The 22255-nt window shown below is 59.4% G+C and carries 17 protein-coding genes and 1 pseudogene; 1 reads left to right on the forward strand and 17 read right to left on the reverse strand.

Going from position 1 to position 22255, the window contains the following annotated elements:
* Positions 1-167: 167 nt before the first annotated feature.
* From ASB65_RS14160 to ASB65_RS14240, 17 genes and pseudogenes are all read right to left on the reverse strand, one after another.
* Positions 168-872 (reverse strand): cytochrome c oxidase subunit 3, encoded by a 705-nt coding sequence (locus ASB65_RS14160; RefSeq protein WP_060724334.1) that lies wholly within the window; start codon positions 870-872, stop codon positions 168-170.
* The gene (locus ASB65_RS14165; protein WP_060724335.1) at positions 869-2647 is read right to left on the reverse strand and encodes a cbb3-type cytochrome c oxidase subunit I; all 1779 of its coding nucleotides are present in this window, start codon (positions 2645-2647) and stop codon (positions 869-871) included. Before ASB65_RS14165 ends, ASB65_RS14160 begins: the two co-directional genes overlap by 4 nt.
* 56 nt (positions 2648-2703) lie before the next feature.
* Complete coding sequence (locus ASB65_RS14170) at positions 2704-3519, reverse strand: cytochrome c oxidase subunit II (RefSeq protein WP_060724336.1); 816 nt, start codon at positions 3517-3519, stop codon at positions 2704-2706.
* 179 nt (positions 3520-3698) lie between these two features.
* Positions 3699-4085: a c-type cytochrome gene (locus ASB65_RS14175; protein WP_060724337.1), complete on the reverse strand. Its 387-nt coding sequence runs from the start codon at positions 4083-4085 to the stop codon at positions 3699-3701.
* A 101-nt stretch (positions 4086-4186) separates the two neighbouring features.
* Positions 4187-5002 carry a DUF2189 domain-containing protein gene (locus ASB65_RS14180; RefSeq protein WP_060724338.1) on the reverse strand — a complete coding sequence of 272 codons (816 nt, stop codon included), beginning with the start codon at positions 5000-5002 and terminating at the stop codon, positions 4187-4189.
* A gap of 382 nt (positions 5003-5384) precedes the next feature.
* Complete coding sequence (locus tag ASB65_RS14185) at positions 5385-7484, reverse strand: FAD-binding protein (protein WP_060724339.1); 2100 nt, start codon at positions 7482-7484, stop codon at positions 5385-5387.
* Between the two features lie 74 nt (positions 7485-7558).
* Positions 7559-9214 (reverse strand): GMC family oxidoreductase, encoded by a 1656-nt coding sequence (locus ASB65_RS14190; RefSeq protein ID WP_060724340.1) that lies wholly within the window; start codon positions 9212-9214, stop codon positions 7559-7561.
* An 86-nt stretch (positions 9215-9300) separates the two neighbouring features.
* The gene (locus ASB65_RS14195) at positions 9301-10806 is read right to left on the reverse strand and encodes a GMC oxidoreductase (RefSeq protein ID WP_060724341.1); all 1506 of its coding nucleotides are present in this window, start codon (positions 10804-10806) and stop codon (positions 9301-9303) included.
* Positions 10807-10822: 16 nt separating this feature from the next.
* Positions 10823-11938 carry an ABC transporter ATP-binding protein gene (locus ASB65_RS14200; protein ID WP_003504339.1) on the reverse strand — a complete coding sequence of 372 codons (1116 nt, stop codon included), beginning with the start codon at positions 11936-11938 and terminating at the stop codon, positions 10823-10825.
* A 3-nt stretch (positions 11939-11941) separates the two neighbouring features.
* On the reverse strand, positions 11942-12826 hold the full coding sequence (locus tag ASB65_RS14205; protein WP_060724342.1) for a carbohydrate ABC transporter permease: 885 nt from the start codon (positions 12824-12826) through the stop codon (positions 11942-11944).
* The gene (locus ASB65_RS14210) at positions 12826-13704 is read right to left on the reverse strand and encodes a carbohydrate ABC transporter permease (protein WP_060724343.1); all 879 of its coding nucleotides are present in this window, start codon (positions 13702-13704) and stop codon (positions 12826-12828) included. Before ASB65_RS14210 ends, ASB65_RS14205 begins: the two co-directional genes overlap by 1 nt.
* 165 nt (positions 13705-13869) lie before the next feature.
* Positions 13870-15111, reverse strand: coding sequence for an ABC transporter substrate-binding protein (locus ASB65_RS14215; protein ID WP_060724344.1), 1242 nt, complete (start codon positions 15109-15111; stop codon positions 13870-13872).
* A gap of 146 nt (positions 15112-15257) precedes the next feature.
* Complete coding sequence (locus ASB65_RS14220) at positions 15258-16778, reverse strand: aldehyde dehydrogenase family protein (protein WP_174014784.1); 1521 nt, start codon at positions 16776-16778, stop codon at positions 15258-15260.
* Positions 16778-17557 carry an enoyl-CoA hydratase/isomerase family protein gene (locus ASB65_RS14225; protein ID WP_060724346.1) on the reverse strand — a complete coding sequence of 260 codons (780 nt, stop codon included), beginning with the start codon at positions 17555-17557 and terminating at the stop codon, positions 16778-16780. The genes ASB65_RS14220 and ASB65_RS14225 overlap by 1 nt, the downstream gene beginning before the upstream one ends.
* On the reverse strand, positions 17550-19163 hold the full coding sequence (locus tag ASB65_RS14230; protein WP_060724347.1) for an acyl CoA:acetate/3-ketoacid CoA transferase: 1614 nt from the start codon (positions 19161-19163) through the stop codon (positions 17550-17552). The genes ASB65_RS14225 and ASB65_RS14230 overlap by 8 nt, the downstream gene beginning before the upstream one ends.
* On the reverse strand, positions 19160-20173 hold the full coding sequence (locus tag ASB65_RS14235; protein ID WP_060724348.1) for a Gfo/Idh/MocA family protein: 1014 nt from the start codon (positions 20171-20173) through the stop codon (positions 19160-19162). The genes ASB65_RS14230 and ASB65_RS14235 overlap by 4 nt, the downstream gene beginning before the upstream one ends.
* A pseudogene (locus ASB65_RS14240) lies at positions 20170-21215 on the reverse strand (LacI family DNA-binding transcriptional regulator). The gene ASB65_RS14235 and the pseudogene ASB65_RS14240 overlap by 4 nt, the downstream one beginning before the upstream one ends.
* 411 nt (positions 21216-21626) lie before the next feature.
* Here ASB65_RS14240 and ASB65_RS14245 point away from each other — a divergent pair.
* Positions 21627-22097, forward strand: a complete 471-nt coding sequence (locus ASB65_RS14245; RefSeq protein ID WP_060724349.1) for a heme-degrading domain-containing protein — start codon at positions 21627-21629, stop codon at positions 22095-22097.
* Positions 22098-22255: the final 158 nt, after the last annotated feature.

A 22255-nucleotide genomic window follows, 5' to 3' on the forward strand; every position in this document is an offset into this window, starting at 1 on the left:
CATAGTAGATTTATGGTAGGCGGCGTCGTCGGTGTGTACCCTCCGTTGGGATGCGCTTGCCACACCCACTCCTTAGAGGATTTCCAGTAAAAGTGCGTAGCGTCCGGAAAATCTGATGCTTAGATAAAACTTAGAGCGGCGCCCGCCCCGTTTCATCTCCCGCCGCTCTAGCTGACCAATTGACGGCATAGATCGACAAAACTATTCGCCCAGCCGGCAAAGAGCGCAAAAAGGATCAGCCACACCACCAGCATGAAATGCCAGTAGATGGCGCACAGCTCCACGCTCAGGCGCATCCTTGCCGACAGGGGTCCGCTGCGGGCGCGGATTGCGGTGCGTCCAAGCACACAGAGCCCGCCCACTATATGCAGGCCGTGCAGCCCGGTGATCATGTAAAAGAAGCTGTTGGATGGGTTATCCGCCAGCACATAGCCTGCGGAGGTAAGTTGCCACCACGCCAGAAACTGCCCGGCGACGAAGAGAACGGCCGTCGCAAAGGCTGCCGCGAGAGCCATATTCAGCCTGTCGCGGCGACCGGCGCCGGCTTCGGTTTTCGCCCGTTGCAGCGCCAGACTGCTGGCGGCGAGCGCCGCAGTATTGGCCCATAACAGCCCGGGAACGGGGATGCCCCACCAGTCCGCGCCACCCATGCGGCCGAGATAGGCGCTGATAAGCAGCGTGAACAGCGCTCCGACGACACCCAGAAAAATGCCGAGCCCGAGTTTCGCTATTGTCGCCGACGATCCCTGCATCTGCGGCGCATCGCCTGCCACCCCCACCTCCAGCCATGGCTTTGAAGTGAGCCGCTGCCCCGCCATCCACCAGGCGATGATGCCGGCAATACCCGCCATGAAGATGAGAATGGCGATCATGACAGGGCCCTCTCCGACGGCCCGGCCGCAGCCGGCTGGTTTTGCGGCAAGAAGTCCTCATCCGCGCCGGGCACGCTGTAGTCATAAGGCCAGCGATAGACGACCGGCAGCTCCTTGCCCCAGTTTCCATGAACCGGCGGGGTCTGCGGCGTTTGCCATTCCAGTGTCGTCGCCCGCCACGGATTGCCACCCGCCTGTTTGCCCCAGCGAAGGCTCCAGGCGAGATTGAACAGGAACAGCAGTTGTGCGGCGCCAACGACCAGTGCTGCAACGGAGATGAACATGTTCAGGGTGTGTGCCGAGGGTGGAATGAAAGCGGCCTCGCCCAGTTCGTAATAGCGGCGTGGCACGCCCATCAGGCCGAGATAATGCATCGGGAAGAAGATAGCGTAAGCGCCGAGAAAGGTGATCCAGAAGTGGATATGCCCCATCGCCACGTTCAGCATGCGTCCCGTGACTTTGGGATACCAATGGTGGATCGCGCCGAAAATCACCATGATCGGTGCGACCCCCATCACCATATGGAAATGCGCGACGACGAACATCGTATCCGAAAGCGGAACGTCTACGACGACATTGCCTAGGAAAAGACCGGTCAATCCGCCATTGATGAATGTGACTATGAAGGCGAGCGCAAACAGCATCGGCAAGTTCAGATGGATATCGCCGCGCCAGAGCGTCAGCACCCAGTTATAGACCTTGATCGCCGTCGGCACGGCGATGATCAGCGTCGTGGTCGCGAAAAAGAAGCCGAAATTCGGGTTCATGCCGCTGACATACATATGATGCGCCCAGACGACGAAGCTCAGCGCCGCGATGATGACGATCGCCCAGACCATCATCCGGTAACCGAAGATGTTCTTGCGTGCATGGGTGCTGATGAGATCCGAGACGATGCCGAAGGCCGGAAGTGCCACGATATAGACTTCCGGATGGCCGAAGAACCAGAACAGATGCTGGAAGAGGATGGGACTGCCGCCCTCCTGTTTCAGCTGTTCACCCATCTCGACGATGGCGGGCATGAAGAAGCTCGTGCCGAGCAGTCGGTCGAACAACATCATGACGGCGGCAACGAGAAGCGCCGGGAAGGCGAGCAGCGCCATGGCGGTTGCCGTGAATATGCCCCATATCGTCAGGGGCATGCGCATCAGCGTCATGCCGCGCGTGCGCCCTTGGAGCACGGGGACGACGTAATTCAGCCCGCCCAGGGTAAAGCCGATGATGAAAAGGATCAGCGAGGTCAACATCAGGATGATGCCCCAGTCGCGCCCGCCCGGCGTTCCCGACAGCAGCGCCTGCGGCGGATAAAGGGTCCAGCCCGCACCCGTCGGCCCGCCGGGCGCGAAGAAACCGGCGACCAAGACGATGACCGCGAGAAGATAGAGCCAGTAGCTCAGCATGTTCGCATAGGGGAAAACCATGTCGCGCGCGCCGAGCATTAGCGGGATCAGATAATTGCCGAAACCGCCGAGAAACAGCGCGGTGAGCAGATAGATCACCATGATCATGCCGTGCATGGTGATGAACTGGTAATAATGTTCCGCGTCGATGAAAGAGAAATAACCGGGAAAGCCGAGTTGCAGGCGCATCAGCCAGGATAGCACCAGCGCCACCATGCCGATTGCCGTCGCGGTCAGGAAATATTGAATGGCGATGATCTTGGCATCCTGGCTGAAGACATATTTCGTCCACCAGCTTTTCGGGTGATAAAGCTCGACATCCTCGACCTCAGCGGGCTGGATGACCTGCCCCGCGCCGGATCCAATCTCGACCATCTTCCGTCCTCCCTGTTTCCTCCGACGCGGCTTTTCCCTTCAACGACGCATGGCGCTCATCTGGCTGCCGACTTTTCCGCCAAAGCCAGCGATTTCGAGAAAGTCGGTTGCTGCTGTAGCCAGGCCTGATAGTCAGCCTCGGTATCGACAACGACGGTGCCGCGCATCTGCGGATGGCCGACGCCGCACAATTCCGCGCAGAGAACCTCGAAGGTTCCTGTCCGCGTCGGGGTGAACCAGTAATAGGTGACCGAACCGGGGATCATGTCCATCTTGGCCCGGAACTCCGGCACGTAGAAATCATGCACCACGTCAACCGCGCGCAGCAGCATCTTCACCGGCCTGCCGGCGGGTAAATGCAACTCGCCGCCTTCAACGATGACATCGTCCATTCCGGCGGGGTCGTTTCTGTTCAAACCGAGCGGATTGTCCGGCGCAATGGCGCGCGTGCCGGCCCGTCCGAGCCGGCCGTCCGCGCCGGGCAGCCGGAAACTCCATTGCCATTGCTGACCGACGACTTCCACCTCGCTGGCGCCATCAGGCACGGTCACGAACTGGTTCCACACGAAGAGGCCCGGCAGGAGCATGGCAGCCACCCCGACCCCGGTTCCTCCAGCAAGCCACCCCTCCAGGCGCTTGTTTTCAGGCTGGTATGCCGCCCGGTTTCCCGTGCGATGCCTGAAACGGAACACGCAATAGGCGACGAACAACACGATGGCCGAAAAAACGAAACCGGTGATCCAGAAGGTGATGATGATCGTATTGTCGATATAGCTCCAGTTGGAGGCAATCGGCGTCCACCACCAAGGGCTCAGCAGGTGGAATACGATCGATCCCACCACCAGCAGAACGAGAACCACAACGACAGCCATCGTCTCCTCCCCTGACACGGCCGCGACTATTTCTACAATCCTATCGCGAAACGTATTAGCATTATCTCATGAACAGTTCGGGCGAGCAATTGCGGCAACAGCAGCAGTTCGCCCCTCATTCGGCCCTATCCTGCCGATCCACCCCGGCGAGAAACAGCTCTTCAGCTCGCATCATTTCGCTACTTGGAGTATTGCTTCAGATAGGCGATGAGATTGGTGATGTCGGTGTCGTCCTTCACCCCGACAAAGGCCATTTTTGTGCCCTTCACCTTCGCCTTGGGGTCGTGCAGATAATCGCGAAATGATGTCTCGTCCCATACCAGCCCGGCCTTGCCCGCATCCTGCATCGCCTGCGAATAGGCGAAATCCGGATGGGTGCCGGCGGCTCTGCCGAACAGGCCGTTCAGTGAAGGTCCGACCTTGTTCTGGTCGGTTTCGGCGACATGACAAATGCCGCATTTTTTGAAAACGGTGGCGCCGGCGGCAGCGTCCCCCTCCTGTGCGTGCGCATCAAGCGGAAGGGTCGTGGCGAAAAGCAGACAGATGGCAAGAAAACGATACGACATGGCATCCTCACGCGCTCCATCGCCATCCCGGCCGCAACGGCTCCCTCAGGAGAGCCGCAACGGCGGGAAGGATGATCGACAGCTAGATTTCCGTTATGGGTTCAAGGCATACGGTTTGGATAAACGGGGACGATCAATTTCCGGTAGAGGTGCCAGGTTGCATGTCCGAGGATGGGCATGATGACTGCAAGGCCGACGAAAACCGGGATTGTACCGACGACGAGCAGCGCCGCGACGATCAACCCCCAAAGCGCAACTGGAACCGGATTGGCGAGCGTGGCGCGTATGCTCGCATCCACCGCCGCGACTGCGCCGACATCCCGGTCAAGCATCAGCGGGAACGCCACCACCGTTGTCGCCAGCACAATGACCGCGAAAACGAAACCGGCAAGATTCCCCCAGATTATCAGAGAAAGTCCCTCCGGGGTGGTCAGCACGTCTGACAGAAAGGTTGAGAGTGAAGCCGGACCGGCCGCATCGAACGTCGTGGTGTAGAGGTACTGCGCAACAATCAGCCAGAGGGCGAAAAGCACGAACAGCATGACGGCGACCGCGATAATCGACGGCAGGGCCGGAGAGTGTCGAACCTCCAGCGCATGACGCCAGGAGCTATCCAACCCCTGCTCGCGTCGGCGGCTGATTTCATAAAGACCGATGGCCGCGATCGGACCGATCAGCGCAAAACCTGACATCAAGGGATAAATCAGCGGCAGCAGATTGGCGCCGGAACTCCACATGACCAGAAAAACACCCGCAATCGGATACATAAGACAGAGAAAGACATAATGGGACGGCTTCTCTTTGAAGTCATCAAGTCCCAACTTCAATGCATCGACAATATCCGCGAAACCAATCTTGCGGACTTCGGGGCGAGTAAATTCACCGGTCGCACCGGCCATGACATGGAATGCCGTCATAGCACTTCTCCTCCTGCGCCATGATCCGGCTGGCGGCGTGGAAACGCCTGGAGACTTTATCTGCGCGTCAAACCGCAACCGGCTAAATTGCAATTTATCAAATCCGGGCGCCTTTGTCGCCTGTTCTTTAAATTAGGGAAATTAGATGCGCGCCGTCGGCGTGACCGGGGGGCGACGCCGGTCCTTCGAAGACAATCCCGCCGGGGGCTCCTCGAATTGGCAAACTGGCCAGCCATGAGGAAAACACCTCCACGGGCAGAGGCTGATCCGCTTCTTCATTTTTCTCTCGAAAGGCGCTTGGTTTGCGAGCGCGAGGACAGGGTGCTGATCGACCGTATCGAAGGCGTGAAGGGGTCCCGCCCGGACATAATTCAAAACGAATTCAGTCTTCGGCGCATCCTTCTCTTTCGCCGAGATCATAGATGCGTCCGGTGAGCCAGGCGGGCCAGTCCCGTTCAAAGAAGGATTTCTGGCTTTCATCGAAGACGCGGTTGGGACGCGTCGATATCGCCATATCCTTACCTTCGAGCCTGACGACGATCTGCTCGCTTCGATGATCGTCTTTCTCCCTGCGAAAGCGGAATTGATGCAAGGGTCCCGCATTAACGTTCGGAACCAGTTCACCGTCAGCATCGCAGATCGCGCGTGCGCCTCGGCTGCCGCCGCCATCGCGAATGAAGTAATCCAACGCCGTGAGCACGGCCTCGGACGCAATCGCCATCTGTTGCCACTGAACGGCGCGAACCGCCTCGGCAGCCCGTCCGTAAGCAATCCCGTTCGAGCGGATCGTCGCATTGAGCGAACGCGCCCCGGCAAGCGCCTGCGAAACGCTTTCGGCATCGCATATCATCCCCGCCTTATCACTCATGCGGGACTGGATTTCGGTGCGGATGTTCTTGGCGGACAGGCGACTATCCTCCTTCAGAATGGCGAGAAGGTCATTGATGCCCGTTAACGCAGCCGCCTCAATATTTGCCGATGACGGGGATTTCGCGCGGCGACTTGCGCCGATGTGTTCGGCCGCGCGTGTGCCGAACACCTGTCCGGCATTCAGCGCCGCACCGCCCGGCCGTGTCACACCATGCGTACCTGCGGCCTCGCCGACGGAATAGCAGCCCGTCAGGTTGGTCCGCCCCCAGGTATCGACCATGATGCCGCCGTTCATGTGCTGGTTGTTCACCGCAAATTCCAGCGGCTCGCTGGCGATGTCGATCTTGTAGCGCCGGTAGAGTTCGATCGCGAGCGGGTTCATATGCCGCAACCGGTTGATGGGTAGTTCCGTCATCGCCCCGGCGTTTTCGATGTAGCTGCTGACGTCTGCGTCGAGACGGTCAAGGCTGAACGGAAGATCGCCGGGCACCGCCAGCGGATTGCGATTGAAGTCCATAAAGACCCGTCGCCCGGCCGCCGACTCGCGGAAGATCGCAAGGTCGACCAGACTTGAGCCGAAATCGAGCATACGGGTCGAATGGAAGGGCCATTGGTAGCCCTTTCGGAAAATGTTGGAGGCCATTTCCTGCGTATTGCGATAGTAGTCCGCCAGAAAATGGTGCTCTTTGCCCTCGGCATCCAGCGAATAAATGTGAGGAATGGCCTGAACATAAGTTCCTGATAGATTCCAGGGGAACCCCTCCCGCCGCGTGCCGATGCCGAACTGACTTTCCGTGAGGTTTACGAGGTCTATCCCTGCCTCCAGCGCCAGCCCCAGAGAGCCGAAGCAGCCATTGGGATAGACGCTGTCGCGATAAAGTTCACCCGGTCCTCCGGCTGCAAGGACGATCACCGCACACACGAACAGAGCGATCCCGAACGGATTGGTGTCGCTGCGCTCATGAGGCTGCATGGCGAGAACGCCGACGACCCGTCTTTCGTGCCTCAAACCTTCGGTCAATATTTTGACGACGGTGGTATGATTGTGAAACGGGATATCCAGACGGATCGCTTCATCCGCAAGCACCTTGACCATCAACCGCGATGTCCTCGGACCGCAGCTGGTCGCGCGGCCGACTTCGTCGTGGTCGGTCTGATATCTCAGCGTCCCGCCCAGCGGGTCCTGCGGCAAGGGCAGCCCAAGGAATTGCAGCGAGGCCATCATGCGCGCGGAGCCGACCGCCTCGACATAGGCGGTGTCCTCGTCCATGGCGCCACCGCTGCGGATAGCGCGCGCCATCGCCTTGAAGTTGTCGCCCTGATCAGCCGTGTTCGCGGTGTGGAGCGTTTGTTTGTCCGATCCGGAACAGGCGGATGTCCCGCCCCACGCGCTCTGGCTGAGGATGACGACGTCATCGCCGCGCCGCTTCATTTCCACCGCGGCCCGCAGCCCGGCAGCACCGGAGCCGACAACGACACAGCCAGCCCGATGAACCGGAACATCGATGCCGCCGAGCACGATCATTTCCCTGGGGCCGGGCGCATTCGGCAAACGCGGCATGTTCACATCCGTGAGCGCGTCAAGAATATGCTGCGGGACGGTCGCGTCCATGAGCGTTTTACTCCTCGTGTTGCCTTTCAGGCTTTGTCTTAGGTTCGCATCAGGACCGCCTGATCGCGGAATGACTACCGAACCTGCGCTCGCGCCCTTGGACGCGTTTCATTGCGTTCGTGCGAGAAAATCGCAGGCGCAAGGGGCCCAAGTCCTCTTATCAGGTCCGCACCTTTCTCTCCGACCATGATCGTCGGCGCATTGGTGTTGCACGAGGGGACACGCGGCATGACGGAGGAATCGCAGACGCGCAGCCCTTCAAGACCGTGTACCTTGAGATCAAGGCCGACGACGGATTCCGGCCCGTTGCCCATCTTGCAGGTGCCGACAGGATGGTGATCGGTCTTGGCGTTCGCGCAGCCGTAGTCGAAAAGCTCATCATCCGTCATGACCTTGGGGCCGGGAAGACGTTCCGCCATGATGTATGGCTTCAATGCCGCCTGCTGGAATATCTCGCGGGCGATCTTGAGACCTTCCAGCGACATCTTCCGGTCATGCGGATCGGACCAGTAATTGGGATCGATCAACGGCGCGGCAGCCGGATCGGAGGATGACAGCCGCACGGTTCCGCGCGATCTGGGATGAAGATAGGCGGAATTCAGCGTGACCCCGGCGTTTTTCAGTCGCTCCACGCCCGCCTCGATACCCGACCCCAATCCCAGATGGAACTGGATATCCGGCGAGCGCGCGTCCGGGTCCGCATACCAGAAACCGCCCGTTTCAAACAGCGAGGAGGCAACCGGGCCGGTACGGAACAGAATATACTCAAGCCCTGCCCATATCGTCCGATGAAGCTTGGCGACGCCGTCATAGGTATGGTCGCCGGTGCATTCGGCAATCACGAAAAGATCGAGATGATCCTGAAGGTTCGAGCCGACGCCGGGCAGGTCATGCAGCACCTTCACGCCCACGGATTTCAGATGGTCCGCCGGGCCGATACCCGATTGCTGCAGGAGCTTGGGGGAGCCGATCGCGCCGGAAGAGACGAGAACTTCCCGTTCGGCGCGGATGATTTCCGAACCGGATTTTCCGACCACCTCAACGCCGATGGCGCGTTGTCCTTCCAGAACGATGCGGGAGACGCGTGCACCGAGTTTGATCGTCAGGTTTTTGCGATGACGGATCGGGTTGAGGTAGGCGAGTGATGCCGAAGATCTTCGGCGGTTGCGCTGGGTGAGCTGATAAAAGCCGACGCCGGCCTGCTGCCGGCCGTTGAAATCGTGATTATAGGGTATGCCAAGTTCCTGGCCGGCCCTGATATAGGCATCGCAGATAGGCAGGGCCGAAACCGGCATCGAGACGCCAAGTGGTCCGCCATAGGAATGATAATCGTCGGCAAAACGCTGATTGTCTTCCGCCCGCTTGTAATAGGGCAGGATGTCGCGATAGCTCCAGCCGTCGCAGCCATCCTCGGAGACCCATGTGTCGTAATCGGCCGCATTGCCGCGCGTATAAAGCTGGGCATTGATCGATGAGCCGCCGCCCAGCACCTTGGCCTGGGTGTACCGCAACACCCTGCCCTTCATGTGCTTTTGCGGCACCGTCTCCCAACCCCAGCTCGCCACGCCTTTGGTCATTTTGGCAAAACCGGCCGGCATGTGGAAAAGCGGATTCCAGTCCCCTCCACCGGCTTCGAGCAGCAGGACGTTGACATCGGGGTCTTCGCTCAAACGGTTTGCAAGCACACATCCTGCGGGGCCGGCACCGGTGATAATATAGTCGAAACGCATCGAACTATCCTGTTACACTTGAGTAATCTGATGGCCGCCATCGGCATAAAGCGGCATCGCGGCCATGAAATGCGGGGGCGTCAGCCTCACGGGGCGAGGTCCTCCGTCGAGATATGATGGGCAACCCTCAGCGCCTGGCTCGCAATGGTGAGCGCCGGATTGACGGCTGCCGACGTCGGCAGAAAGCTGGCATCGACAACGAAAAGGTTGCGGTGGTCATAGGAACGGCAGAAGGGGTCGAGCGGTGCAGCCGCCGGGTCGTTGCCCATGCGGATCGTGCCGCACTGATGCGATGGCGTGCGTTTATCGAAAGGTTTCGACAAGACGATCGGGAAACCGATCGATTTGAGGATGCCTTTCAGTTTCGCAACCAGCGCCAGATGAGCGTCCCAGTTGGTTCGCCGCCAGTGAAGGACGATGCGATTTCCGTCAACCGTTATCCGGCTGTCGGGATGAGGAATGTCTTCGCTCATCGCGTAGAAATCGATCGCGTGCCCGGTCAGTTTTCGGAGCAGCCATTCCGGCACGCGGGGCATTGCCCCCTTCAAGATCGCCGGAGAAATCTTGCCGAGCAGTTGGACGTTGCCAAGAGGCGGCCCGCCCTCACCGTCAGACAGATAGAAATCATTGAAGCCGAATGTCTTTTGATAGACGGCCGTGTTGCGGAAGCTTGGCGACACGGCAACTACAGCCGACGAATTGTGGTTCATGAAGTTTCGCCCGACCTGATCGGAGGAATTCGCAAGACCCTTCGGATATCGTTCATCCACCGAGCGGAGCAGCAGCACGGCCGACTGCACGGCTCCCGCAGACAGGATCACCAGTTTTGCCGTAACCGAGCGGGCTTCGCCGTGCTGTTCATAATGGACGCGCTCAATGCGGCCGCTCGCGCCGGCCTCAAGTCTGGTTACTCTCGCGGATGTTTCGATTTTGACGTTCGGGTATTCAAGGGCTTTGAGAAGTGCCGCGGTCTCCGCATCCATCTTGCCATCGCGAGAATTCGGATGGGCATCCCACGGCGTCCGACCTTTCAAGAGCCATTTTTCGATATCGATGGCCAAGGGCAGGGAGATCGGATGCAAACCCTTCGCCTTCAGGCGCGCCCGCACATCCGCCACCGGTGGCTCGTCCGCAACGGGAGAAAATGAATATGCGGCGGAATGTTCGGGTTCGGTCGGGTCCGCGCCCAGCTCGCCGCGAACCTGATACATTGCCTCCGCCTTGCTGTACCAGGGTTCCAGCTCCTCGTAAGCGAACGGCCAGGCGGGCGAAACGCCTTCCCTGTGCCTGATCTCGCTGAAATCTTCCTTGCGATAACGGGACAGCACCGCGCCGTAGAATTTCGAATTTCCGCCGACATTGTAATAATTGCCGGGATTGAACGCAGCGCCATTGGCCTCGTACCAGCTCTCCTTGGGGCGAAAATGGCCCTTTTGAAAGATGGCGCGCTGGTCGCGATTGACCGGGCTGTCGGCGATGTAATCGCCGGCTTCAAGGATCAGGATGTGGGCACCTGTCGCCGCAAGCCCGGCGGCAATCGTCGCGCCGCCGATACCGGAGCCGATAATGACAATGTCTGGACTGTTCATCATGCTGTTACCAAATATTTCAGGCGATACGCACCTGGCTCGTCGGATCGAAGAACACGGCCTTGTCGAGGTTGAAGGCAAGACGGGCGTTCTGGCCGGCGTGAATGCGGGCATCGGCGCGCAGGCGGGCAACGACCTCCTTGCCGCCGAGCTTGGTGACGGCGAATGTATCCGATCCGGCCGGTTCCACGACCTCGATGTGGCATTCTCCCTCGGCAAGCGTTCTGGCGTTCCGGTCCGCCCCTTCCGGGTCTGTCAAAGCCTCGGGTCGAATGCCGAAAATGACCTGCCGGCCCGCATGGGACGCCAGCGCCTCCTTGCCGGCCGCGACGGGAAGACGCATCGGCTCGCCATCGGGTCTCGCAAGGGAAACGGATAGTCCGGACGCATCCTGCTCGATGGTGCCGGTTAAAAGGTTCATGGCGGGCGAGCCCATGAAATCGGCGACGAACATGTTTGCCGGATTGTTGTAAATCTCGGCGGGCGATCCGAATTGCTGCAGAACGCCGTCCTTCAGCACCGCGATCTTCGTCGCCAGCGTCATCGCCTCGATCTGGTCGTGGGTCACATAGACGATCGTGGTCTTCATGCGCTGGTGAAGCCGCTTGATCTCGGTTCGCATATCGACGCGCAGCTTGGCGTCGAGGTTGGATAGCGGCTCATCGAAAAGAAAGACCTGCGGATTGCGCACCAGCGCACGCCCCATGGCGACGCGCTGCCGTTGGCCGCCCGACAATTGGCTCGGCTTACGGTCGAGGAGATGGCCGATCTGGAGAATATCGGCAACCTGCCTGATCGCCTTCTCGCGCTCTTCCTTCGGAACCTTGCGGATCTCCATTCCAAAGGCGATGTTCCCGGCGACGGTCATGTTGGGGTAAAGTGCGTAGGACTGGAAAACCATCGCGATGTCGCGCTGCGACGGCGGCAGACCGGCAACGTTGCGCCCGTTGATCGAGATCGTGCCTGATGTGATGGGCTCCAGACCGGCAATCGTGTTGAGCAGGGTGGATTTGCCGCAGCCGGAAGGCCCGACAAGCACCAGAAAACCGCCCTCCTCGATTTCGATATTGATGTCCTTTAGAATTTCCAGCGCGCCATAGGACTTGCGCAGATGAGAGATTTCGAGAAACGACATGATTTATCCTTTCACAGCGCCGGACATGAGACCCCGTACGAAATAGCGGCCGGAGACGATGTAAACGATGAGGGTTGGGAGGGCGGCCAGGATCGCGCCCGCGAAATGGACGTTGTATTCCTTGACCCCCGTGGACGAGGACACGAGATTGTTGAGCGCCACCGTCATCGGGGTCGAAGACGCACCCGAAAACGAGGCGCCGAACAGGAAGTCGTTCCAGATATTGGTGAACTGCCAGATGACCGAGACCACGATGATCGGTCCCGATGACGGCAGCAGGATGCGGCGGAAAATCTGGAAGAAACTCGCACCGTCGATCTGGGCTGCCCGGACAAGTTCCGTCGGGAAAGCTTCATAGTAATTGCGGAAATAGAGCGTGGTGAAGCCGAGGCCATAGATCACATGCACCATGATCAGGCCCCAGATCGAACCGGCGAGACCCAGCGTGCCGAGGATGCGTGCCATGGGAATCAGCACGATCTGGAACGGGATGAAGCATGAAAGCAGCAGCAGCCCGAAGAAGACATTCGAACCGCGAAAGCTCCACTTGGTCAAAACATAACCGTTCAGCGCGCCAACGATGGTGGAGATCGCGACAGCCGGAACGACCATCAGGATTGAATTGATGAAAAAGGGCTTGAGACCTGTCGGCTGAACGCCGATCTGCGCCGTGGACCAGGCGGAGAGCCATGGCTCAATCGTCCACACCTGCGGCAGATTCAACATGCCGCCCTGCCGGATTTCGTCCAGCGGTTTCAGCGAATTGACCGCCATTACGTAGAGCGGCAGCATGTAGTAGATGGCGAAGAATATAAGCGCCAGATAGATCAGTCCGCGCGTCAGATGGCCGTGGCTGATTGCATTTTGTTGGTTTGGAGCGCCGCTCATCAGCGTTTCCCTCCGCGAATTTCCGAATAGAGATAGGGCACGATGATCGAGAAGATCATGATGAGCATGATGATCGCCGAGGAGGCGCCAATGCCCATGGAATTGCGCGTGAATGTGTAGGAATACATGAATGTCGCCGGCAGCTCGGTCGCCTGCCCCGGCCCGCCGCCGGTCAACGCGACCACAAGGTCATAGGCTTTGATTGCGAGGTGAGCGAGAACGACGAATGCGGACAGGAAGACCGGGCGCATCAGGGGAATAATGATTCGGCGGTAGGTCATGACGGTCGAAGCGCCGTCGATCTGGGCCGCCTTGATGATTTCATTGTCGACACCGCGAAGGCCGGCCAGAAACATCGCCATAACAAAGCCCGAGGACTGCCAGACCGCTGCGATCACCACGCAGTAGATGGCGTAGTTGCGGTCCTTGATCCACGCAAACTGGAAGCTTTCCCATCCCCACAGATGCATGGTGTTCTGCAGGCCGATGCCGGGGTCGAGAAACCATTTCCACGCCGTTCCCGTGACGATGAAAGACAGCGCCATGGGATAAAGATAGATCGGCCGCAGGAAACCTTCGCCTCGGATTTTCTGGTCCAGTAGGATCGCCAGAAACAGGCCGAGAACCGAGCAGATGATGATGTAAAGCGACGCGAAGATCGCGAGGTTGCTGATCGCCCGCCACCAGTGTGGAAGCGCCCAGAGCCGCTGGTAATTCAGAAGCCCGACGAAATTGTAGGAGGGCAGCATCTTACTGTCCGTCAACGACAGGAAGCCCGTATAGGCGATGAAGCCGTATACGAAAATGACAATGACGACGAAGCTTGGAGCCAGAACAAGCTTCGGTAACAGCTCCTGAAGTCGACTACGACCAGTCATCGCACAGATATCCTTGATCCTTGAAACAGCGCCCGACGCTTGCCGTTTCCGTCAGTTGGGTAGCCGAAGACGACAGGCTGCCTGCAAGGCGCCCGGACCGGTTCGACTGCGATTTCATGCGAGCATTGGTGCGGTGGGGGGTGCCCCCACCGCATTTTTCCACGTTTACTTTGCGGCTGCGACGGCAGCCGGCAGTTCGACGATTGCTTCATCCGGCGTCAGTTCGCCGTTGAACTCACGGGTAACGACGTCATAGATCGCGTTCTTGACGGCAGCCGGGTTGGCGTGACCGTGGGCCATCGAGCCGAAGAGCTTGCCGCTCTTGTCAGCCTCGGCAAGGTCGGCAATCGCCTTCTTGCCGCAGGCGTCAAAGGCCTCATTCGACACGTCGGACCGGGCCGGAGCCGAACCCTTGACGACATTGAATGCCGACTGGAAGGTCGGGCTTTCGATTGCCGCCGCCATTTCCATCTGCGCTGGCACCTTGTCGGCAGCGACCTTGAACATGGCGAACTGGTCGGAGTTAAAGGTCACCGCACCCTGCGTTTCAGGATAACGGACGCAGACAAAGTCCGTGCCCGGCACCTTCTTCGCCTTGACGAATTCACCCTTCGCCCAGTCGCCCATGAACTGAACGCCGGCCTTGCCTTCGATGACCATGGCGGAAGCAAGGTTCCAGTCACGACCGGAGAAGTTGTCATCCACGTAGGAGCGAAGCTTCGTCATGCGCTCGAAAGCGGTCTTCATCTTCTCGCCGCCAAGTGCTGCCGGGTCGAGGTCGATGAACGCCTGCTTGTAGAAATCCGTGCCGAGCGACAGCACGACCGCGTCGAAGATCGTTGCGTCCTGCCATGGCTGTCCACCGGCGGCGATAGGCGTGATGCCCTGCGCCTTGAAGTTGTCGAGCATGGCGATCAGTTCGTCCCAGTTCTTGGGCTCCTTGCCGCCGGCCTTGTCGAGCGCCGCCTTGTTGATCCACATCCAGTTGGTCGAATGCACATTCACGGGTGCGGCAATCCAGTGGCCGTCATATTTCGAGAAGCGCTGCAGGGCTTTCGGAATGACCTTGTCCCAGCCATCCTTGGCCGCCAGTTCATCGAGATTGCCGAGAGCGCCTTCTTTCGCCCAGTCCTGAATGTCGAAACCGAGCATCTGGACGGCGGTCGGCGCGTTGCCGGCGGTAACGCGGGCGCGCAGCACCGTCATCGCTTCCGTGCCGCCGCCGCCGGCGACAGGCATATCAGTCCAGGAAATATTCTTCGCCTCTAGGTCCTTCTTGAGGACGTCGAGCGCGGCAGCCTCGCCGCCGGACGTCCACCAATGCAGGACTTCAACACTCTCCGTCGCCTGTGCGGCGCCGGCCATCATGGACACTGCCAATGCAGTGCCTGTCAGAAATTTGCGCATATGTTCCTCCCATTGTCGCAAATTAAAGCGAGGAATACCCCGCCCCGTCACCCGTCCTCCTCGGACGCAGTCAGTCTAACCGGCTAGAGCGGGATGGCGAAAAGTGTGTGCGGTCTTCGCCTGAAATCCCGCTCTAATTCTATGATCTACGCCGGTTTTTCAGTCCGCGGCATCCACCAGCTGGTTCGGCCGCCGATATGCATGTTCAGGGTCTTTGTTTCCGTATAGTCCTCGACCGCATGGCGGCCGAGTTCCCGGCCGAGGCCGGACTGCTTGTAACCTCCGAACGGCAACTCGCTCGCGCCATCCATGAAAGTGTTCATCCACACCGTACCGGCCCGCACGCGGCGTCCGATCGTCAGGCACGTATCGAAATCGCGGCTCCAGACGCCTGCGGACAGGCCGTAATCGACAGAGTTGGCAATCTCGATGGCTTCTGCGGTTGTCTCAAAGGTCAGAACCGAAAGGACCGGTCCGAAAACCTCTTCACGCGCAACCGCCATTCCAGGCGTGACGTCGGAAAGAATGGTAGGCGACATGAACTGCCCCATTCCCAAGTCCAGTTTTTCTCCCCCATGAGCGATCTGTGCGCCGCTGTTTTTCGCATCTGAGACGTAACCGGAGATTTTTTCAAGATGCTGAGGCGTAATGATCGCGCCGACCTGTGTCGTCGGATCCAGAGGATCGCCCACCTTGACATTTCTGGCAAGTTCGCCGACGCGTTTGACCACGTCCGCCGCGATGCTTTTGTGAAGAATGAGGCGCGACCCGGCATTGCAGCACTCGCCGGCATTAAAATAGGCCCCGAAGACAGCCGCGTCGATGAATGCATCGAGATCGGCGTCCGGAAATACGATCTGCGGGTTCTTGCCGCCCAGTTCCAGCGAGACCTTCTTAAGGGTCTGCGCGGCATTGACCATGGTCAGCTTGCCGACGCCCGTGGAACCTGTGAAAGAAACCATATCGACGGACGGATGCGAGGTCATGATCGAACCGACCTCGGCACCGGTTCCCGTCACGATATTGACGACACCCTTCGGGACACCCGCTTCCTGCAGGATTTCACCGAGAACAAGCGTCGAGCCGGAACTGAGTTCCGAGGGCTTGACAACCGTGGTGCAGCCCGCCGCCAGCGCAAAAGGCAGTTTCTGACCGACGATCAGGAAAGGGAAATTCCACGGTGTGATGATCGATACGACCCCGATCGCTTCGCGCAGGACAACGCCGAGCGTGCCGTCACCGAGTGTGTTGTAGCTCTCGCCATGCAAATCTCTGGCGAGGGCGGCGGCATAACGCCAAATATCGACGGAACCGGCGATTTCACCGCGCACCTGCGTAATCGGCTTTCCGGCCTCGACGGCGTCCAGATAGGCAAGTTCTTCGGATCGCGCGGCGATGAGGTCCGCAGCCTTCAACAGAATAGCCGAGCGCTCGGAGGCCGTCATGCGGGGCCATGGCCCGGTATCGAAAGCGGTGCGCGCGGCCGCTATCGCCCGTTCCGCATCGGCCTTGGTTCCAGCTTGAAAACGGCTGACGACGGAGCCATGGCCGGGTGCTATCCGCTCGATCGGATCGACATTGCCTTCGACCCAGTGGCCGTCGATGAACATCTTGAAATCTCTGGCCGTCCGGTCACTCAGCATTTTCGGATTGATCAGAACCGTCATCACCATTCTCCGTTGAATATTGCCGGGCGCTTTGCGCTAAATGCCGCCACGCCTTCTTTCAGGTCGCCGGTCTTGGCAGCCAGGATGGAACCCAATGCTTCGACCGCCGTGCCATTGTCTTCACCGCTTGCCGAAGCGATCATCAGTTTGACGATCTCGGACGCGGCCGGACCACGCGCGGCAACGCGCTCCGCATAGTCTTTCGCAGCGATCAGAGCATTGCCTGTTGTGGTGACGGCATCGACAATTCCAAGCGCAAGGGCCTCCTGCGCGCTGAACACCTCGCCCCCAAGCGCCATCCGGCGCACGGGCTGGGCGCCGAACCGCTTGACCAGCCGCTGCGTGCCCGACCAGCCCGGCACCATTCCGAGGCTGGTTTCCGGCAAACCAATCTTGATCTGCTCTTCGGCAATGCGAATGTCGGCGATACCCGCCAGTTCAAGGCCGCCGCCAAGCGCATGGCCGTTCAACGCGGCGATCAACGGCACCCGCAAGGTCGCGAGACGTTCGAAAACCCGGTGACCGTGGCGAACCCAAGCGTGGCCAAATTCCTGAGGCTGCATGCCGCCCCATGCCTTGATATCGCCACCGGCCGAAAAGCCCTGCCCCTCGCCCGTCAGTATCGCCACACGGACCGCGCTGTTCGCCTCGACCTCATCGGCGGACGCCATCAGCGCGCCGAGCATACCCAGATCGAGCGCATTGCGTTTTTCCGGCCGCGACACCGTCATGATCGCAATATGCCCGTCGATCTCGATGCGAACCGTGCCATTAGCCATAGAAGGTTCCCTCCAGCACGCGGGCGCTTTTTGTCGGAAGCGCAAGGCCGATATTGGCTTCGGCAAAAAGCGAAGCGTCCATCACCTTGAGATCGTCGGCAACGATGAGTTCGAACTCGGACTGATCGAGGATCTGGGTCTGCAAATCGATGCCCGGCGCAATCTCGGTCAACACGACGCCTTGCCGCGTCAGCTTCATCACGCAGCGTTCGGTGACATAGGTGATGTCCTGACCCTGCTCGATCGCCCTGCGGCCGGAGAAGGTCACGTGCTCGACTTCATTGACGAGCTTCTTGAGCTTTCCTTCTTTTTCGACAACCAGCTTGCCGTCATTGATCGACAGCTTTGCGCCCGCATTGAACATGCCGGAAAAGACGATTTTCCGCGCCCGCGCCGTGATGTCGACAAAACCTCCGGCCCCGGCGGTCACATGTGGACGGAAGGAAAGCTTCGAGACGTTGACGGAACCGTCTTTGCCTATTTCGAGAAATGACAACAACGATGCATCAAAGCCCGCGCCCTGAAAATAGGTGAACTGATAGGGCGACGGCATATAGGCGTCGGCGTTCGAGGCGCAGCCGAATGCGAAATCCAGCAGGGGAACGCCGCCGACCGCCCCCTGCTCGATTACCCAGGTCACCGAGCCATGCAGACCTTCTTCCAGCAGAATTCTCGGCACATTCGCGGAAATGCCGAAACCGAGATTGACGCAGCTGCCAGCCTCAAGCTCCTGAGCCACGCGACGGGCAATCACTTTCTGGATATTGAATTCCGGCACCTCGAATGAATCGAGCGGATGGAAGACCTCTCCCGAAATCGCCGGATCATAGGCCGTCTGTGTCGTCTGCTTTTGATCGGGATCGACCACGACGTAATCCACCAGCATGCCGGGCACCCGCACATCGTGCGGTTTGAGCGAGCCTTGCTTGGTGATGCGCTTTACCTGCGCAATGATGATGCCGCCATTGTTTCGGGCGGCCAGCGCCTGATCTAGACCTCCGAGATAAGCGCCCTCATGTTCGTAGGAGAGATTGCCGCGCTCATCGGCAGTCGTCGCGCGAATGATCGTCACCTGCGGAATGATCGCCGGAAAATAGAGCCAGTCCTCACCCTCGAAAGTGACGCGCTTGACGACCGGCTCGGCCGCTGCCGAAGCATTCATCGCGCAGCCTTGGCGGGCCGGATCGACAAAGGTATCGAGGCCGATCTTCGTAAGGACACCCGGACGCTTTGCCGCCGCCTCGCGATGCATGTCGAAGATGATGCCGGATGGGATATTATAGGCCGGAATTTCATCGGCGGTGATCATCTGCCAGATCAGCGGCGGCTCGGCGCTGGATGGACCGGACGGATATGAACCGCCGATGATCCGCTTCAGCAGGCCCTTCTTAGCAATGTGATCGACGCCCTTGATACCGCTCATATCACCGGCGGCAATCGGATGAAGCGTCGTGATGTTCTTCGGATGTCCGGTTGCATCGAAGCGGTCACCGATCGCCTTCAACATCAGATCGGGGCAGCCCAGACCGCTGGACGACGAAACGGAAACGATCGCGCCGTCTGGAATGAGATCCGCTGCCTGCGCTGGAGTGATGTGTTTTTTCATGACCGGCTCTCGATTCCTGTTTTGACCCGAACAGCGGTTCCGCTTTTTGAAGCTTCGACGACGGCAAGCCCGGTCGCCAGCGACCAGATGCCGTCTTCAGCAGTCGCAGAAGGTTTGCCGCCCGTGATGGCCGAGTGAAACGCTTCGAGCGCGACCTCATAGAGGTTGTCGGAACCTGTTTTGATTTCTTGCTCGCCAGCCTCGGTACGCAGCACGACAGTACCGACCGACTTCTGGGTCATCACATTTCTGGCGATCAGGGAGCCTTCGGTGCCATGAACCTCGAAACCGGTCTCGGCATATCTGGTCGTGAAGCCATCGTGGAACTGCGCGATAAGGCCGTTTTCGAAACGAATGACACCCATCACAGCGTCTTCAAGCCCCTCCCGGCTCATGCCGCCGGCCTGAGAAAAAGCGATGACTTCGACCGGATCGACACCGAGCACAAAGCGAAGCGTGTCGACGTCGTGCACGGTGATGTCGAGGATGACACCGCCGCCCGCAGATGGCTTGTCCAGCCGCCAGCCCTGCAGATGCGGCGGCAGGTAAACCGCATGAAAGACGCGCGCGCTCAGCGGCGTTCCGATCCTGCCGGCGGCGATTGCATCGCGCATCGCACGGTGAGTGGGCGCATTGCGGAGATGATGATTTGTCGCCAGAACGACGTTTGCCTCGCGGGCCGCGTTCGCCATCGCATGAGCCTCTTCGAGCGACAGGGCCAAAGGCTTTTCGCAAAGAATGTGTTTTCCCGCTCTGGCAGCGGCAAGGGCCTGCTCGCAATGCAGATCATTCGTCGTCGAAATGTAAACCGCATCGATGGCCGGATCGGCAAGAAGCGAGGCCAGATCGGACGCGACGTTCGGGATGCCGTTTGCCGCCGCATATTCCGCCCCGCGAACAGGGTTGGAACTCAAAACGGAAACAACCTCACCGCCGGTTTTTCTGATCGCGTCGATCACCCACTCGCGGGCAATCGTGCTTGCGCCGATCAATCCCCAACGCACCGTCATGCCAATGTCCTCCCGACTTCATTTCGTTGCGCTCCGCAACTCTCCCGCACAACGAGCCGAACCGCCGTTGTCACGGCCTCCGCATCGGCTTTCTCCGAATTGATCTGTTTGAGAAGCAGCTGTGCCGCCCGTCTGCCGATCCCCTGGGGGTCGACAGCAATTGTGGTCAGAGCGGGAACCGTCGTCTTGGCTTCGATAACATCGTCAAAGCCGACAACCGCGAAATCCCGTCCTGCCTCCATGTGCCGGGCACGTAACCCGTCGCAAACGCCAAAAGCCACGGCATCGTTGAAGCAGACGGCGGCCGTGACCGGATCGCTTGCTTCGAGCACGCGCCCGATCGCCTCGACACCGCCGGCACGCGAAGGCGCGCAGGGAACAACGGCCGTCTCCTGAAAAGGCAGACCGGCGACAGCCAAGGCGTCACGAAAACCGCCGACCCGCTCATGGAAGCCCGCCGTACGGGAAACCCGCCCAGGAGGGCGAGGCGGGAGGGGCCGAGCGGGGCAAGATGGCCACCCGCCTGCGCCATGCCGGACTGATTGTCCGATGCAACCGACGACACTTTCGCACCGGGCAGGCTGCGGACAACGACCACGACGGGAATGCCGGCGGCAATCAGCGGCTTGAAGTCGAGCGGATCGGTCGCTCGGGCGGGCGATACGATCAGCCCGGAGATGCCGTGCTCCCGCATCGAGGCAATCACCTCGCGCTGCCGGTCGATGCTTTCGCTGGTATTGGCAAGAAACTGCACATAGCCGGCCGATTGCACGACCGTGTCGACGCCCACGGCAAGTTCCGCAAAGAAGCTGTTCGTCAGATCGTTGACGACGACACCGATGATTTTCGATTTCGCGCTGGTCTGGCGCAGGTTCGCGGCGCCGCGGTTATAGACATAACCAAGCTCGCGCATCGCCGCATTGACCTTGGCCCGGGTCCCCTCATTGACGAGCGGCGAACCCCGCAGCACCAGCGAGACTGTCGATTTCGACACGCCTGCGGCCTGCGCGATATCTATAACGGTCACCCGTCCGCCAGTCATTGAATCCTCCTAGGCCGTCCATCAAGATCGAGGGGTAATTAATTGGAACGTTCCAATTTTGTCAAGTGACATCGCCGTAGCAAAGTCGAAAACTACGAAAGGCTCCGTCTAAAATCGCCAATAATGTTTTAATTTCAATGATATTATGATCTCTTTTGGTTTCCATGATTTTCAGAAACCCTATGAAGTTTCGGCATGATTGCCATTGAAAGATGGAACGTTCCAAAATACGCTATTATTTCTTCTCAGCAGGAGCGAGGTGGGTCGAGTTTGCAATGCCGGCGAACGCGAAGGCCGGCAGCGTTCGGCCAAGCCGGAACAGCGACGCTTGCCCTTCCGCCCTAATGGATCGTAGTTTACCGGCCAACGCCTACGGTCGGTAAACGATCAACCCTTATTCCGGAGCAATGAATGACCACCGAAACGCCTTCGCTTGACGCTCTGCGGGCAGAGCTAGCAGCCCTTCAGCTCAACACCTTCAACTATGACTTCGCCTGGAAGCTGGGCAGCCTGATAAGACTGCGGGCAGCGGCACAGGCGCTTCCCGTCGCAATCGAGATAAGGCACGGCGCCGACGTGGTGTTCGCCAGCCTGCTGCCGGGTGCGACTATCGACAATTTTGGATGGACACGCCGCAAATGCGCGGTCGTTTATCGTTTTCATCGCAGTTCGCTTCAGGTTCGGCTCGAAGCCGAGCGAAAGGGATACGACTTCAACGCAAAGTTCGGCCTGCCGGTCAGCGATTTCGTCGCCAGCGGTGGTGGATTTCCCCTCATCATCCGCGGAGGCACACTGATTGGCTCGGTGGGCGTCAGCGGACTGCCTGACGTCGAAGACCACAATCTTATTACACTCTGCCTGAAAGAAATGCTCGCAGGCTGACATGGTTCGATACAGGCCCTCGTCAAAACGGAAGAAGCCGTCCTTCGGATAAGCGGTCGCCAACCATTTCACGATCCGCAAATTTTTCTTTGGCCGAACGTCCCAAATCCCCAAAACCAAACGTCTACCTCACAAGCGGGCGTTTCACCCACGCTTGA

Source organism: Agrobacterium tumefaciens str. B6 (assembly GCF_001541315.1).
GTDB classification, from domain to species: Bacteria; Pseudomonadota; Alphaproteobacteria; order Rhizobiales; family Rhizobiaceae; genus Agrobacterium; species Agrobacterium radiobacter.